Source organism: Bacillus sp. FSL K6-0923 (assembly GCF_038630825.1).
Classification (GTDB): Bacteria; Bacillota; Bacilli; order Bacillales; family Bacillaceae; genus Bacillus; species Bacillus pumilus.
This window is the reverse complement of the sequence record NZ_CP152044.1, coordinates 3,196,529-3,213,340: the sequence shown is the minus strand read 5'-3', so window position 1 is coordinate 3,213,340 and position 16,812 is coordinate 3,196,529. Positions and strand designations below refer to the sequence as shown.

General features: G+C 41.0%; 14 protein-coding genes. 12 read left to right on the top strand and 2 right to left on the bottom strand.

What is annotated here, in order from left to right:
• The first annotated feature begins 219 nt into the window (after window positions 1–219).
• Together MHI16_RS16530 and tagH are read left to right on the top strand one after the other, a co-directional pair.
• Entirely contained in the window at window positions 220–1,047 is an 828-nt protein-coding gene (locus MHI16_RS16530; protein ID WP_034281130.1) for an ABC transporter permease, read from the top strand.
• A gap of 19 nt (window positions 1,048–1,066) precedes the next feature.
• On the top strand, window positions 1,067–2,671 hold the full coding sequence (gene tagH, locus MHI16_RS16525; RefSeq protein ID WP_058013542.1) for a teichoic acids export ABC transporter ATP-binding subunit TagH: 1,605 nt from the start codon (window positions 1,067–1,069) through the stop codon (window positions 2,669–2,671).
• 30 nt (window positions 2,672–2,701) lie between these two features.
• Here tagH and galU read toward each other — a convergent pair whose 3' ends face one another.
• Complete coding sequence (gene galU / locus MHI16_RS16520) at window positions 2,702–3,583, bottom strand: UTP--glucose-1-phosphate uridylyltransferase GalU (RefSeq protein ID WP_034660174.1); 882 nt, start codon at window positions 3,581–3,583, stop codon at window positions 2,702–2,704.
• Window positions 3,584–3,852: 269 nt separating this feature from the next.
• Between galU and wecB the strand changes: the two genes are divergently transcribed.
• Window positions 3,853–4,992: a UDP-N-acetylglucosamine 2-epimerase (non-hydrolyzing) gene (gene wecB, locus MHI16_RS16515; RefSeq protein WP_058013543.1), complete on the top strand. Its 1,140-nt coding sequence runs from the start codon at window positions 3,853–3,855 to the stop codon at window positions 4,990–4,992.
• A gap of 34 nt (window positions 4,993–5,026) precedes the next feature.
• Here wecB and MHI16_RS16510 read toward each other — a convergent pair whose 3' ends face one another.
• Window positions 5,027–5,947, bottom strand: coding sequence for a LytR family transcriptional regulator (locus tag MHI16_RS16510; RefSeq protein ID WP_061409776.1), 921 nt, complete (start codon window positions 5,945–5,947; stop codon window positions 5,027–5,029).
• Between the two features lie 182 nt (window positions 5,948–6,129).
• Here MHI16_RS16510 and MHI16_RS16505 point away from each other — a divergent pair, with 182 nt between their 5' ends.
• The 9 genes from MHI16_RS16505 (at window position 6,130) to MHI16_RS16465 (ending at window position 16,777) form a co-directional block, all read left to right on the top strand.
• Window positions 6,130–6,453, top strand: a complete 324-nt coding sequence (locus MHI16_RS16505; protein WP_035701604.1) for a hypothetical protein — start codon at window positions 6,130–6,132, stop codon at window positions 6,451–6,453.
• A gap of 24 nt (window positions 6,454–6,477) precedes the next feature.
• A complete protein-coding gene (locus tag MHI16_RS16500; protein WP_061409774.1) occupies window positions 6,478–8,586 on the top strand; it encodes a SpoIID/LytB domain-containing protein in 2,109 nt (702 codons plus the stop codon).
• 23 nt (window positions 8,587–8,609) lie between these two features.
• Complete coding sequence (locus tag MHI16_RS16495; RefSeq protein WP_058013545.1) at window positions 8,610–10,100, top strand: N-acetylmuramoyl-L-alanine amidase; 1,491 nt, start codon at window positions 8,610–8,612, stop codon at window positions 10,098–10,100.
• Between the two features lie 233 nt (window positions 10,101–10,333).
• A complete protein-coding gene (locus MHI16_RS16490; protein ID WP_061409772.1) occupies window positions 10,334–10,906 on the top strand; it encodes a hypothetical protein in 573 nt (190 codons plus the stop codon).
• A 199-nt stretch (window positions 10,907–11,105) separates the two neighbouring features.
• Window positions 11,106–11,765: an exopolysaccharide biosynthesis polyprenyl glycosylphosphotransferase gene (locus MHI16_RS16485; protein WP_061409770.1), complete on the top strand. Its 660-nt coding sequence runs from the start codon at window positions 11,106–11,108 to the stop codon at window positions 11,763–11,765.
• 18 nt (window positions 11,766–11,783) lie between these two features.
• Window positions 11,784–13,235: an MOP flippase family protein gene (locus MHI16_RS16480; protein ID WP_061409768.1), complete on the top strand. Its 1,452-nt coding sequence runs from the start codon at window positions 11,784–11,786 to the stop codon at window positions 13,233–13,235.
• On the top strand, window positions 13,232–14,416 hold the full coding sequence (locus MHI16_RS16475) for a glycosyltransferase (protein WP_061409766.1): 1,185 nt from the start codon (window positions 13,232–13,234) through the stop codon (window positions 14,414–14,416). The genes MHI16_RS16480 and MHI16_RS16475 overlap by 4 nt, the downstream gene beginning before the upstream one ends.
• Window positions 14,417–14,495: 79 nt before the next feature.
• Window positions 14,496–15,833, top strand: a complete 1,338-nt coding sequence (locus tag MHI16_RS16470) for a UDP-glucose/GDP-mannose dehydrogenase family protein (protein ID WP_058013550.1) — start codon at window positions 14,496–14,498, stop codon at window positions 15,831–15,833.
• Between the two features lie 14 nt (window positions 15,834–15,847).
• Window positions 15,848–16,777, top strand: a complete 930-nt coding sequence (locus tag MHI16_RS16465; protein WP_058013551.1) for an NAD-dependent epimerase/dehydratase family protein — start codon at window positions 15,848–15,850, stop codon at window positions 16,775–16,777.
• Window positions 16,778–16,812: the final 35 nt, after the last annotated feature.

Sequence of the window (16,812 nt, the reverse complement as noted above, 5' to 3'; positions counted from 1 at the left end):
ATTATATTCTAATGGCAATTATAAAGCAATGATATAATAAGGTAATTAGTAACCTAGAATTGCTGAAAATACTAGCGTTTATTTTGATCTAATATCCCTACTATTTAATATACTCATTAGATTTGAAAAGTGAAATATTTCTCAACATCTGTTACAATTATGAGCGGTGATTTTTTTAAAAGTGGCAATCCCAAAAACTTATATCTAAGGAAGATTAGAATGAACGCATTGTTTACAATATTAAGAGAGCAAATCAGCTCACTTCCGCTGATTATGCGACTTGCTGTTTATGAAACAAAATCAAAATATCAGATGAATTATTTGGGTGTTTTGTGGCAGTTTTTAAATCCATTAATGCAGATGCTGGCTTACTGGTTTGTTTTTGGTATGGGCATTCGCGGAGGACAGCCAATTGCCATTGGAGACATGGAGGTTCCATTTATCATCTGGATGCTTGCCGGTTTAATCCCTTGGTTCTTCATTAGTCCGACGATTCTTGATGGATCAAACAGTGTGTTTAAACGCATTAATATGGTATCGAAAATGAATTTTCCGATTAGTGCGCTGCCGTCTGTGGTCATTATGTCAAACTTGTTCAGCTACTTTGTTATGATGGGTGTCTATCTCATTGTGCTGATTTCTTATGGCATATATCCTGACGCGCATTGGCTACAATATATTTACTACCTTATATGTATGATCGCGTTTATGTTTTCGTTTAGTTTGTTTAATTCAACAATTAGTGTACTCGTAAGAGACTATCAATTTCTTTTACAATCAGTGACACGTTTACTTTTCTTTTTGCTGCCGATTTTTTGGAATATCTCGGAGAAGCTTACTGGAGATAAGGCGTGGATTGGAGATATTTTAAGGCTGAATCCCCTTTTCTACATTATTGATGGCTTCAGAAATAGCTTATTAAAGGGAGAGTGGTTCTTCCATGATGTCAAATACACACTTTATTTCTGGCTGATTACGCTTCTTCTTTTAACAGTCGGTTCATTGCTGCATATGAAATTTAGGGATAAATTTGTCGATTTTCTTTAAAAAGTAAGGAGATTATACGATGAAACTAAAGGTTTCGTTTCGAAACGTATCCAAGCAATACGTCTTATATAAAAAACAGTCGGACAAGATCAAAGGGCTGTTTTTACCTAATAAAAATGAAAAAGGTTTCTTTGCTGTTCGTGATGTGTCCTTTGATGTCTATGAAGGAGAGACGATTGGTTTCGTGGGGATCAACGGGTCTGGTAAATCCACGATGTCGAACCTTCTGGCGAAAATCATTCCACCGACAAGCGGTGAAATTGATATGGACGGCCAGCCTTCGTTAATTGCCATTGCGGCAGGGCTGAACAACCAATTAAGCGGGAAAGATAATATTCGCTTAAAGTGCTTAATGATGGGGCTTACGAATAAAGAGATAGACGAGCTTTATGAAAAAATCGTAGAGTTTGCGGATATTGGCGACTTTATTGACCAGCCAGTTAAGAGCTATTCAAGCGGAATGAAATCACGTCTTGGCTTTGCCATTTCAGCGCATATTGATCCAGATATCCTCATTATTGATGAAGCGCTGTCTGTTGGAGACCAAACCTTCTATCAAAAATGTGTGGACCGCATTACAGAATTCAAAGAAAAAGGAAAGACGATCTTTTTTGTCAGTCACTCTATTAGCCAAATCCAAAAAATATGTGATCGTGTGGCTTGGATGCATTATGGTGAACTTCGTATGTTTGATGATACGAAAATGGTTGTGAAAGAGTACAAAGAGTTTGTTGATTGGTTTAACAAGCTTTCCAAGAAAGAGAAACAAAAATATCAGTTAGAACACAAGGAAGGTCGAAAAGGCGTACAAAAGATAGAGAAAGTCACGAGGTATAATGACACTGGGAAACGACGTTCATTTTTTGGACCGGCGTTTCAAGTCACCATTTTAGCTGTTTTAACCATCTTGCTTGCCCTTTCTATGTTTTCGGATCGTCCGCTTCGTACATTGGCGACATTTGGTGCAATTCCTTCAGGTAAAACAGAGGCTCCTCAGTCAACGAATCAAGAGACGAAAGGTGCCCCTGATGATATGAAAAAGATTGATCAAAAGGCCATAGTCACAGCTGATCCAATGACGGTTTATACAGACAAAGCCATGAACAAAAAGGCAGACGTCACATTATCGTTTGGACAAGAAGTAAAGGCTGTGGCTAAAAATAAACAAGCCGTTCAAATCAAAACAGCATCAGAGACCTATTATGTGAAACTTGATACGCTGCAAAACGCAGATGAATTGAAGCCATTATCCATCGGGCCAGCACAGTTCAATTCCCACGTATCACCTGCATCTGCAGGTTCGTATGAGTATTTACTTTCTTTTCTTGGTAAAGAAGAGTCTGTGCTGAAGCAAAGAATGCAAACACTTAGCTCGGTCAAAAGTGAACAAGGCGATACCATTGAGCGGCTGACCACTGAGAAAACCGATTATGTGATTGAAAATGGTCAGGCGCATACGATGGTATTCCGTGAGATCATGCCGATCTCTCCTTCAACACTTGGGCTGACAGAACAGAATATCTGGATGAATAAGAAACAAACGAAATTCGCAGTGAAGGGCGAAAATAACCTGTTTGTCATTGATAATGAACAGCATACACTGACGATTTCAGTGATTGATTAAATAAAAAGCTGCCGATCCCGGCAGCTTTTTTTAATTCACTTCTTCTTTTTCGAGTAGCTGTTTCATAAATGGAATGAGTTTCTTTTTCAGATCCTCATCTTGAAGGGCAAACTCGAGAGTTGTCTCGATGAAGCCTTGCTTTTCACCGACATCGTATCGTTTTCCTTCGAAATCATAGGCGAATACACGCTGGATGTCATTCAGCTTTTGGATGGCATCTGTCAGTTGAATTTCCCCGCCTGCACCAATTTCTTGCTGATCAAGGTACATAAAGATCTCTGGCGTGAAAATGTAACGTCCTAATATGGCTAGATTGGATGGTGCGGTACCTTGCGGTGGCTTTTCCACAAAGTTTTTCACTTGGTAGCGGCGTCCTTCTTGTGTAAGAGGGTCGATGATTCCGTAGCGATGTGTATCGCTGTCTGCCACCTGCTGAACTCCGATCACAGATGAAAGGGTCTTTTCGTATTCATCCATCAGCTGGCGAAGCCCAGGTGTTTCAGCTTGAACAATATCATCACCTAATAAAACGGCGAAAGGTTCATCACCGATAAAATTGCGTGCGCACCAAACGGCGTGTCCAAGTCCTTTAGGTTCTTTTTGGCGTATGTAATGAATGTCAGCAATGTTAGAGGATTTTCTCACCTTCTCTAAAAGCTCGCTCTTCCCTTTTTCCTCCAGGTTGCGCTCTAGCTCTGGTGCAAAATCAAAGTGATCCTCAATGGCTCTTTTTCCTTTTCCGGTGACAATAATAATGTCTTCAATTCCTGATTCAACAGCTTCTTCAATAATATATTGAATGGTTGGTTTATCAACGATTGGCAGCATTTCTTTAGGCATTGCCTTTGTGGCAGGGAGGAAACGTGTCCCAAGACCTGCAGCTGGTATAATGGCTTTACGTACTTTTTTCAATGAACTTTGCACCTTCCTTACATATTGAAAAAATGATTTGACTTCATTTTTCATCTTTCATAAAGTGTAACTTACAAATGATAGAAATGACAAATGATTTAAGATAAATGTATAAACTGATACAACATCTATTGTAAAGAGTTCGTGTAAATTTTTATGTTGAAAAGGGTAAAGGTGATGTAAAGATTGAACAATGAATGATTAGGATTCGTTTCTATTCTTTTGTATAATAAACATATGATAAATGAGAAGGAAAGAGGCATCGACTATTGAAAACATTACATGTAATGACTGTATTCGGGACGAGACCTGAAGCGATCAAAATGGCCCCTCTCGTCCTTGAACTTAAAAAGCATCCGCAAATCAAATCCTCTGTCACTGTGACTGCTCAGCATAGGCAAATGCTTGATCAAGTGCTGAAAGCCTTTGACATTCAACCGGATCATGATTTAAATATTATGAAAGAACGGCAGACATTATCTGAAATCACATCAAATGCACTGTTAAAGCTAGATCAATTATTCCAAAAAGAAAAACCTGATATTGTCCTTGTTCATGGAGACACAACAACAACCTTTGCAGGAAGCTTGGCCGCATTCTACCACCAAATTTCAGTCGGTCACGTTGAAGCGGGTTTAAGAACACACAATAAATATTCGCCGTTCCCAGAGGAATTGAACCGTCAAATGACAGGTACTATTGCCGATATTCATTTCTCCCCTACAGAGGAAGCGAAGCAGAATCTTTTAATAGAAAATAAAAAAGAAGAGACCATTTGTGTGACAGGGAATACAGCGATTGACGCCCTGCAAACAACAGTTACTGAGCATTATCAGCACCCTATTTTAGAGAGAATAGGGACGGATAAAATGATTTTGTTAACGGCTCATCGCAGAGAAAATCTCGGTCAGCCGATGAAAAACATGTTTAGAGCGATTAGACGTGTTGTAGAAGAGTTTGAAGATGTTCAGGTCGTTTATCCTGTTCATCTAAACCCTGCCGTACGTGATGCAGCTCAGACAGAATTTAGCGGTCTCGATCGTGTACACTTAATTGAACCGCTTGAAGTCGTTGATTTCCATAACTTTGCTGCCGCTTCGCACTTTATCTTAACGGATTCTGGCGGTGTACAAGAGGAGGCTCCTTCTCTAGGGAAGCCAGTATTAGTGCTCCGTGATACAACAGAACGTCCAGAAGGCGTGAAAGCCGGCACACTTAAGCTTGCAGGTACGGATGAAGAGACCATTTACAAAATGGCAAAAGAGCTGCTAGTAGATCAGAAGGAATATGACAGCATGTCGAAGGCGTCTAACCCTTATGGTGATGGACAAGCATCGAAACGAATCGTCCAAGAACTTCTTCATCGATTTGGATTAAGTGAAGAAAAACCGGCCCCATTTAAATCATAAAAAAAGAAGACTACAATCATGTAGTCTTCTTTTTTTACTGCACCAAACTGTCCTTCAATTCCTTCTTCACTTTAGCTAGGCTGCTATCATCAAGCTGATAATAATAAATATTATTGATGCGTGCTCCCGTACCTTTCAGCTCGTGCTGCTTCACACGCTGCCTTGCGTCACGATAGTCATTCATCATCGTCCACATATCATCAAATGACATGTTGGTCTTCATATTGTTTTCCACGACTTTGAACATATCGCCGAACTTCGTAATAGATGAAATGTTTGCCCCTTTAGCAATGATGCCTTCAATGACTTGGCGCTGCCTTTGCTGGCGTCCGAAGTCACCCTTTGGATCTTGCTTTCTCATTCTTGTGTAGGCAAGGGCTTGATCGCCATTTAGATTAATTTCTCCTGTACCAAATGAGTGGCCATCATAGCTGAAAGCAAATGTGCTGTTCACTGTAATGCCGCCAAGTGTATCGACAATATCCTTAAAGCTCTCCATATTGACTTTCACGAAGTAATCAACAGGTACATCAAGCAATTCCTCTACAGTATCAGCTGCCATTTGTGTGCCGCCGAATGCATAGGAGTGGTTGATTTTATCCATTGTGCCTTTTCCGACAATTTTCGTATACGTATCACGCGGGATACTCACCATCTCAGTCGTTTTGGTTTTTGGATTGACGGTCATGTATATTAATGTATCTGCACGACCTCGGTCATTTTTTCTTTCATCAACGCCCATGACTAAAATAGAAATCGGGTCTTTCTTATTTAAATCGACATCTTTGTCACGCTTATCTGACTTCTTTAAATTCTCCTGAATGCCTGCCACGGTTGAAGCTGCTGTATTCCAAAGATGATATGCATATCCGCCAGTTGCTAATACGAATAAGCCAATAATCGATAAAACAATCCAAAGAACTTTTTTCTTCTTTCGTTTTCTTTCAGCTCTCATAATGTCCCTCACCTTTTCTATGATTCTTCCATGATTATAGGTTTACGAATCTTGATAAACAAGTTATTTTTTTACTCTGAACCTAGATATAGACGGTGTAACAAAAAAAAGGTTTCAAAAAACCTTAAATTTACCTTAAAATATTAAGTTATAAGACGATACAAAGACATGAGGTGAAAAAAATGAAGAAAATCGTCGTTTTACCGTTCTTAATACTACTACTTGGTATCGTGCTCACAGCATGTGGAACGGCTGAGCAGTCCTCGGGAGAAAACAAGACAAGCAGTTCAACTCCTCAGGTGCTGGAAGAAAAAGCTGAATTTATTGGAATGGCTGATGCACATACAGTCGAAGTGAAAAAAGTGAATACGACCTTAAGCTATGAATTTACGGATAATTTTAAAGATGTTTTAAATGAATTCAAACCAGGAGACAAAGTAGAAATCTCTTACTTTATCAATGACAGTGGTCAAAAGGAAATTCAAAAGATCGAAAAACAGAAGTAAAAAAGATGGGCGGGATGAACAAAATTGAAGAAAACAGGCGTTACACTTATTGTTCTCATGACAATGACTCTATTAATTGCACCCTTTCAGTCTGCCATGGCTAGCTCGACAATTTCAGTGAAATTGTCTAATTATATCGGAAATAAACAAACGATGGACTTATCCACAGCTGGAGAATACAAGCTGTCAGGGTCGAATGTGGCTGTTACGAAAAGATATGATGGCAAAAATCGATACGAAGTTGCCAATAGCATCGCGTCTGCCGGCTGGAAGAATCCATCAACAGTTGTCATTGTGAGCCGTGATGCATTTGATCATGCTATTTCTGTATCACCGTTAGCTTACAAACTAGGCGCACCCATTTTGTATACAAACATTGAAAAACTGACAAAAACAACTGAAAATCAGCTGAAGAAAATGAAGCCGGATAACATCCTGATCGTTGGTAACACGAAAAGTATTTCAACAGCTGCTGAGAAATCTATTAAAAAGTATGGGAAAGTCAGACGTATTAGTGGAAAAGACAAGTTTGAAATCTCCCAAAAAATCGCTAAAGAAATGGGTAACTATAAGCAAGCTGTCGTTGTCGGAGGAAACTCATTTATGAATGGGATTGCGATTGCATCCTATGCATCGAGAAAGGGTTACCCAATCCTGTTAACAAAAAAAGATTCCATTCCGTCTTACAAGCTGCCAAGCAAAGTCATCATCATCGGCAGTACGAAAAGTACGGGACAAAAAGTAGAAAATCAAATTAAAAAAACGTCACAGGTGACAAGAATCAGTGGTGCCAATCGCTATGAACTCTCTGTGAATATAATGAAGAAATTAAATATCAATGCAGATAAAGTTTATTTGGCAAAAGCCGCTAGCTATATTTATGCTATGCCGCTGTCTCAATTGGCTGCAAAGTCTAATAGTACTGTTGTGTATGTGAAACCGGATTCTGTCACAGCGTCACTAAAAAAACTGCTGAAAGAAAAGGGTACATATGCTTATCACCTTGCTGGTAGCACAAGTGCGATTAAAGATAGCTTGAAGAACTCATTAGCCAAACAAGTCTATCTGAAAAAAAATCAAAACTACCAATTGAATATTTCTAACGGAAAAATTTCATTAAAAGGTATAAAGACGTATAACAATGTAAGAGTTGTTCCTGAGAAATATTCAACGAAAAATATCCTTCAGATTGCCGGGAAGCCTTACCTAGGCAGCGTCAACTTTGCAATTGAATCAGGTTATATCAGGCCGACTCTTGAAAATATTCCATTTGAAGACTATCTAAAAGGCGTAGTACCAAATGAAATGCCTGCAAGCTGGCATGTTGAAGCGCTAAAAGCACAGGCAGTGGCCGCTAGAACGTATTCAGTGAAAAGTATTGGAAAAGTCGTACCTGATACAACTGCCTTCCAAGTATATGGAGGATATAACTGGTACACGAATTCGACAAAAGCTGTCGATGCCACAAAAGGGAAAGTACTGAAATACAACAATCAGCTCATTTCAGCCACCTATTATTCTAGTAATGGCGGCTATACAGAGGCAAGTGAAGAAGTGTGGGCAAATGCATTGCCGTACTTAGTGGCCAAAAAGGATACAAAAGATCCAGTCAATGCATGGACACTAAAACTCTCTAAAAAGCAGCTAGGCACTACATTGACTGCTAGCGCAGCAGCATCTCAGTGGTCTAAGGCAAAAGAGACAAATGCAGCGGATCTTGCTGGTCTCAAATCATGGCTGCTCAAAAATAAAGAAACAGCTGCATCTGATATGAAGATTGCATCCATCTCAAGCTTGACGTTCTCAGGAAAAACAAAAGGACAACGTGCGAAGACGGTATCAATCAAGCTGACATATCATCTGAAAAATAAAACAGGCACATATGCAGTAAACAAAAGTACAACGGCAAGTATGAAGATGACCGAGTTTAGATCCATCATGGGCGCAACAAAGGTGAAAAGTACATTTGCGTCAGTCAAAAACAATACAAATGACTTTACGATTTCAGGAAAAGGATATGGCCACGGCATTGGCATGAGCCAATACGGAGCCAAAGCTAGAGCAGAATCTGGAAACTCATATTCTTCTATACTTTCGTTCTACTATCCGGGTACAAAACTAACAAACTATTAAAGGATTAAAGGAGGACATAGACGATGCGCTCAATCATGAAAACAGCCATCCTCAGCCTCATTGCTATTTTCGTTATCGTTCCAACAGCTTTGGCAGACAATTCAGTCTCACGAATTGATGGCGGGAGCAGATATGCTGTAGCGGCAAACGTAGCGAAAAAAGGATGGGGAACTGCAAGTACGGTCGTTTTAGTAGGGAAAACTGCGTATGCAGATGCAACAGCAGGAATTCCACTTGCATACCAAAAAAATGGACCAGTTCTTTACACAAACAGTAAAAGCCTTTCGGGTGATACAAAAAAAGCCTTAACTTCATTAAAAACAAAGACGGTGATCGTTTTAGGCAGTACATCAAGCGTGTCAAACAACGTGGTCAACCAAGTGAAAAAAATGGGCATCTCCACACAGCGTATTTCAGGAAAAAACCGATATGAGCTATCTGCCAATATCGCGAAAAAAATGAAAAAGCCAGCAGGCGTCGTTGTCGTTGAGGGTTCTTTCTATGCACATGGGATTGCAATTGCACCTGTAGCAGCTCAAAAAGGATTCCCAATTCTATACACAGATAAAAAGGGACTTCGTTCTGAAATCGCTTCTGTTGCAAAAGCAAGCAACGTGAAACAAACAATTGTAGTCGGTGGAGAGAATTACGTCACAAAAGCAGCTTATAACCAATTAAAGTCTCCAACGCGAATCAAAGGCTCGACTCGTTATGATGTCGCGGCAAATATTGTGAAAAAGTACAATATGAGCGTCAATAATACCTATGTAGGAAGAGGATTTGGTTATGCCACTTCATCTTCTGCTGCAGGAATTGCAGCGAAGCAAAACAAAGCATTGCTTCTAACGAATGAAAAGACGCTGCCAAAAGTAACAAGAGCAACAGTGAGCAGCAAGAAAATCACCAAATTTACTGTCGTAGGCAGTACAAATACAGTGACTCCGACTGTTGTGAACCAGTTGAAGAACCCGGCTGTTGGTAAAAAAGTATTCATTGATCCAGGTCATGGCGCACATGATTCAGGAGCTGTAGGCTACGGGTTATATGAAAAGAACTTGAATTTAGATGTAGCCAAGCGTTTAAATACGAAATTAAACAACGCGGGTGCACTTGTTACGATGTCAAGAACATCAGACACATTTGACAGTCTTCAAACACGAGTGAGTAAAGGTGCGTCAGCAAATGCAGATATCTTCATTAGTGTCCATGCGAACTCAAATGATAACAGCAGTGCAAACGGAACAGAAACGTATTATGACAAAACATATGCGTCTGCAAACAGCTTGAAGCTTGCGCAAAACATTCAGCCGAAAATGGTCAGTGCACTTGGTACTAGAGACCGTGGTGTGAAAACAGCTGGATTCTACGTAATTAAATATTCTAAAATGCCGAGTGTTCTTTTAGAAACTGGTTTTGTGTCAAGTCCAGTTGACTCAAATATCTTGAAATCTGCTACGTATAAAGATCGTTTAGCGTCAGGCATTTCAAGCGGTGTGTCTGGTTACTTTAGATAAGAAAATACAAACATGAGGGGTGCCTCAGATACTCCTCTTAGGCTGCTCGAGAACGTCTCTCGGCAGCCTTTTTTCAAAAGTCTATGAAATAATCGAGTCATCAATATTGTGTCAAGTTAAAAATACATTTCATTTCTAGTTATCTTTGTTATAATTGAAACATAAAAGGTGAATGGTTTACGCATGAATCTTCAAGCGATAGCCAATCGACAAATCATGAAGAGGTGACGATCTTGAAAAAATTAATCACAATGCCGTTTCTAGTATTGCTTCTAGGTGTATTACTCACAGCATGCGGCACAACAAATCAATCAAACGACAACAGTAAGGATGACAGCAAAAAAGAAACAACTGAAGCAGCTGATCAAAAGAAAGAAAATGCTTCAGAGGAAAAAACAGAAGATCAGTCATCAAATGAAAAAGCAGATGATCAAAGCAAAGAAACAGTTGCTCAAAAAGAAGAGCAATCTGGTCAATCTGATGAAGAGGCAAAAGACAGCTCAAGTAAAGAAATCACAAAAGAAGAACCTGCTAAGGAACAATCAAAAACTGATTCTAAAACAAAGAAAGAATCAACAACAAATAATAAAAATGAAGTCACCAAGGAAGGCACATATGTCGGCTTGGCTGATGGACATACCATTGCTGTGAACATTGATGGCAAAGAAGTCGCTATTCAATTTGGAAATACGTTTTCTAAACAAGTGAACAGCTTAAAAGAAGAATCAAAAGTGAAGGTAACTTATACAAAAGATGCAAACGGAACCCTTCGATTAAAAACAATCGAATCCGTTAAAGCAAAATAAAGAAAAGACACGGAGACCCGCAGAATTGCGGGTCTTTTTTACGTTGAAAAGGGCATAACTTGATATAAGTGCACATTCTTAACACAGTTTTACAAGACTTAACAGCGCATTTACATTTGCTTAATGTTGCTCTGCTAAACTGACTTTCATAGAACATCTCTTTACACAACAACTAATTTGAATGGTGAGGTGCAGGTCAGTGAGTGCAGAGAAAGCGATGAATCTTTATAGAGAATATGAAGTGAGACGAAACCACTCTTTTGCCTTAACAGAACATATGGTTCGTTATTTATTTGCAAAACGTTTCATAGATTTAATGTTCTCGTTCATCGGATTGATGTTGAGTACGCCAATCATTTTGCTGTTTGCTCTTTTGATTAAGCTGGAAACACCGGGACCAGCCTTTTATATGCAGGAGAGGGTCGGTAAAGACGGTGTTTATTTTAAATTATGGAAGCTCAGATCGATGAGAACCGATGCTGAGAGCGGAGGAGCGAAATGGGCACAAAAAAACGACCCGCGTATCACCAAAGTGGGAGCCTTCATTCGTAAAACAAGAATCGATGAACTCCCTCAATTCATCAACGTGTTAAAAGGAGAAATGAGTATCGTAGGTCCGCGGCCGGAAAGACCGATGTTTACCGCAGAATTTAATCGGACGATTCCAGGTTTTACGAAAAGATTAACGGTCAAGCCGGGACTGACAGGTCTTGCTCAAGTAAATGGAGGATATGAAATGAGCCCAAGTGAAAAATTAACACATGACTTACAGTATATTCAAAACTTGACATTTTCTCTCGACACGAAGATTATGATAAAAACGTTAAAAGTCATCATGACGGGTGACGGAGCCAGATAAGTAAAGTAGGGAAGAGAAATGGCAAGTATGAAAAAACGAATGTTAGGTGGGGCAAAATGGACAAGCTTGTCCGCATTCATCATTACGATCATCCAAATTGCACAGTTCGCCTTTTTAGGGAACGTAATGTCACTGAAGGAGTTTGGCCTCGTTGGCATGATCACAACTGTCACCATATTTACGCAGATTTTACTTGATCTAGGGATCGGGGCAGCGATCATCCAAAAGGAACAAACAACAGAACGTCAATTATCTACATTATATTGGATCAACTTACTCACTGGAGTTGTCTTATTCTGTTTACTCATTCTAGTAAGCCCAATGATTGCCGCCTTTTATAACCGGCCAGAGCTGGAGGGGTTGCTGAAACTATTATCGATTATGTTTCTGGTTGCTCCTATTGGCCAGCAATACCAATACATGATGCAAAAAGACCTAGCCTTTAAAACATTAAGTGCCATTGAAGCCATTACAACCATGATATCGCTGATTGTTTTACTCGCTTTGGCCTTCTTCATCAATCCGATTGTTGCCTATGTCATTTCTCAAGTGCTGCTGCAATCAGGAAAAGGGCTTATGTATGCCGCAGCTTATTGGAAGAAGTGGCGCCCAGCACCTGTTTTTGCATTAGGAGAAGTGAAAGAATTTTTCTCATTCGGCGCATTCCAGCTCGCATCGAGACTGGTCAATCGAGCGGGATCGAACATAGACATGATTTTAATCGGCCGGTTTCTGGGAGCGGAAGCGTTAGGCATTTATAGCTTGGCGTATCAAATCGTGACGATCCCCGTGTTGAAAATTAACCCAATCGTGACGAGAGTGGCCTTCCCTGTTTTCGCAAAAAGCCAGCGTGATCACTCCATGCTGCGAGAGGGCTTCCTCAGTATGACGAATATGCTCGCATTGATTAGCTTTCCACTATTAATCGGTCTTGCTGCCGTATCAGATAGCTTTATAGAAGTAGTGTTTGGAGAGAAATGGCTCGTAGCTGTTCCGGTTCTTAATATATTGTGCATTGTCGGCCTTCTGCGTGTGCTGATGAATCCAAACGGGTCAATACTCCTTGCAAAGGGGAGAGCGGACTTAGCCTTTTATTGGGATACGGGGATGCTTCTTGTGTATGGATGCGCCTTATATGCAGGTGTCAGCACAGGCAGTCTGCTCACAGTAGCTTGGGTTTACTCAGGTGTCAGCCTGCTCAACTTTATTGTTGGCAGATGGCTCATGGCGTATGTCATACAGCTTGATATGAAGGTGTATTTAAAATCACTTAGCAAACCTGCTGTTATGACGCTATTGATGGCCGCCTGTGCGGTAACCCTGCATCAAGGGATGAAGCTGACATCAGCAGACATTTTACTTCAATTAGGACTGACGATTTGTGTCAGTGCAGCGTTGTATGGCTTGCTGCTCATCAAAATGTATCCGCAGGTAGCAGGCAAATTATTGAGAAGAGGTCGTTCGTCATGAAGGTGCTATGGCTGACAAGTGTATATCCTAGTGAAAAACATCCAAGTGAAGGCGTATTCCATGAAACGCAAGTGCAGGAACTGCTCAAACAAGGAATACAAGTGACCGTCATTTGTCCCAACCCGGTCAACCCACCGGTTTTACGGATGCTGAAGGCGTCCTATCGGCAGAAAATAGATCTGCCCGAACAGGAAGTGAGAAACGGAGTGACCGTATACAGGCCGCACTATACAGCGCTCCCTGGACAGCTAAAATGGGCACAGCCGAGTAAACGAATAGCGGCTGCTGTTCTCGGCGCTATGAAGCGTTACCAGCTGTCACCAGATTTTATCCATGCGCACTTTGCGATGCCATCTGGCGGAGCGGCGGCTGTGATTCAGAAAGAAACGCAAATTCCTTATCTTTTGACCTTACATGGCAGTGATGTGAACGTGTATCCGGGCTATAGCAAAGGGGCACATGCAGCCTTTGAAACGGCGGTGAAACAGGCAACTGCTGTTCTGACGGTAAGTGAGGAGCTTGCTAAAAAGACAAATGAAATGACTAAAGTAGAAGCAAAATGCCTCCCGCTCGGTATTCCACTTCAGTCATTTTCTAAAACGGAAGAAGATCAACAAGGCATCAGGGAAAAGTTAGGCTTACCCCTTCACGACAAGCTCGTTGTCTTCGTCGGGCGATTAGTCAAAGAGAAGGGCTTACTTGAATTAGCTGATGCTGTCAGCGGCATGGATGGTGTGAAAGCAGTTTTTGTCGGAAAAGGCCCCCTTGCAAAGGAGCTCACAGAACGGGCTGGAGCATCCATTATACTCCCAGGGCAGGTGCCGAATGATCAGGTGAAAGACTTTTTAGTGGCAGCCGATCTGTTTGCACTCCCATCCTATAGTGAAGGAATGCCAACCGTCGTTCTGGAGGCGCTCGCTTTAAAAGTGCCTGTCATTGCGACAAGAGTCGGTGGTCTCCCAACCTTATTTTCTAGCTATCAACACTTGCTTGTTGATCCGCATTCGGTAAATCAGTTAAAAGAGGCCATTCACGCCTATCTTTATGAAAACAGATGGAATGAGCAAGTGAAAAGCGATCTGTATCAAATCGTTCATTCAGAATATTCATCAGTAAATAATACGAAGCAGCTCATACAGCAGTATGAAAAGGTACTTCATCAATCAAGATCCATCGTTTAAACAAGATGAAATGTGCAAAGAATGATAGATAGATAAACAGCTTGGAACGGACAATATGCTTTTACTGAGAGGATGAAAAATGTTGAAGAAAATTGCTGTGATTGGAACAGGGTATGTCGGGTTAGTATCGGGTACTTGTTTTGCTGATATCGGAAATCGTGTCATCTGCTGTGACATTGATGAATCAAAAATCAACAGCTTAAAAAGTGGTGTCGTTCCCATTTATGAACCGGGTTTAAAGGAATTGATTGAAAAGAATACGGAAGAAGGAAGACTGCTTTTTACAACCAATATTCCTGCTGCTATCCGGGAATCAGAGATTATCTATATTGCTGTAGGGACACCGATGACAGCACAGGGGGAAGCTGATTTAACGTACGTGAAAGCTGTCGCTCAAACAATTGGTGAACATCTAAATGGCTATAAAATCATCGTTAATAAAAGCACAGTTCCCGTTGGAACAGGCCGGCTCGTTCAAGCCATTGTCGAAAAAGCATCGCGCAGTAAATATCCTTTTGATGTCGTATCCAATCCAGAGTTCCTCAGAGAAGGCTCTGCCATCCAAGATACGATGAATATGGAGCGGGCAGTAATAGGCTCGACAAGCACCCATGCGTCAACCATCATCAAAAAATTGCATGATCCGTTTCAAACAGAGGTTGTAGAGACCAACTTAGAAAGTGCTGAAATGATTAAATATGCTGCAAATGCCATGCTTGCCACAAAAATCTCATTCATCAATGACATTGCAAATATTTGCGAGCGGGTGGGTGCTGATGTTGAAAAAGTTAGTGAAGGAGTTGGATTAGACAGCCGCATCGGGCATAAATTTTTAAAAGCGGGCATTGGATTTGGTGGGTCTTGTTTTCCGAAAGACACGATGGCTCTTCTCAAAATTGCCGAAACAGCAGGCTACCGGTTCAAGCTGATCGAGTCCGTGATTGAAACGAACAATCACCAAAGAGCACACCTTGTCAGCAAACTGATGAGTGTATTCGGTGATATTAGAGGAAAAACCATCTCTGTTTTAGGTCTCGCATTCAAACCGAATACAAATGATATGCGTTCTGCGCCTGCATTAGATATTATCCCAATGCTGAGAGAGCTGGGTGCCTTTGTGAAGGCCTATGATCCGATTGCTTATGTAGAAGCAGAACGAGAGCTTGGCCCGCAGGCTGTCTTCAGTAATGACCTGTATGAAACAGTAAAAGATACGGATGCTTGTCTCATCTTAACAGAATGGGATGACGTACAGAAGATGGATAAAGATCAAATCAAGCAGCTGCTTCGTTCACCGATTGTAATTGATGGAAGGAATTTGTTTGATCCAGCAGAAATGAAAGAGAGAGGATTTATTTACCAGTCTATCGGCCGCACAGGCGTATGGGAAGCAGAATTGGTATCAAAGGCACAATAACAGGGGGAGCTTGGATGAAGAAAGTATTGGTTACTGGGGGAAGCGGATTTATTGGATCACACACGGTAGAGGCTTTACTAGAAAAAGGTTACGAGCCCATCGTTTTGGATAACTTTTCAACTGGATCTCGGGAAAATATTGCCCACCTATCCGTTCAATGCATTGAGGCAGATGTCACAAAATCAGAAACGGTCGGTTTGATCAAACAAATAAGACCGGATTATATCATTCACCTTGCAGCACAGGTGAGTGTCGCCGTGTCTGTTCAGAATTTCATTTATGACGAAGAGGTCAATATCAAAGGGTCCCTACACGTCATGAAAGCAGCGGCTGAAACAGGTGTCAAGAAAGTGGTATTTGCCTCATCGGCAGCTGTCTATGGAGATCCTGTGTATCTGCCAGTAGACACCGCGCACCAGTTAAAGCCTGGTTCGCCGTATGGTTTATCAAAGCTCACAGTAGAGCGGTACTTAGAAATGGCAAAAACATTGTATGATGTGGACTATTGTATTCTTCGGTATAGCAATGTTTATGGTCCGCGACAAGACGCACTTGGCGAAGGCGGGGTTGTCTCTATTTTCTCTGATAAGTTTGCAAAGGATGAGTCTCCTTTCATTTTTGGAGACGGGGAACAAACAAGAGATTTCATCTATGTAGGTGATCTAGCAGCAGCGAATGTTGCGGCTTTAACAGCTCAATCAAACGTTTGTTTAAATATTTCATGTGGGGATTCGATCACTGTGAATGAGCTGTTCCAAACGATGAAGCGAGTGACGAGGTCGCATCTTGAACCAATTTACAAGCCGCAGCGTGCAGGAGATATTGTGCATAGTACATTGGCAAATGAGGAAACGAAACAAGTCTTATCATGGGAGCCTGTTGTGAGTTTACAGGAAGGTTTGGCTCGTACCATTTCCTACTATGAACAGGAGGTCAAGGCTTAATCGCTCAAATCGGATGGGTTGCTTAGGAGGATAAT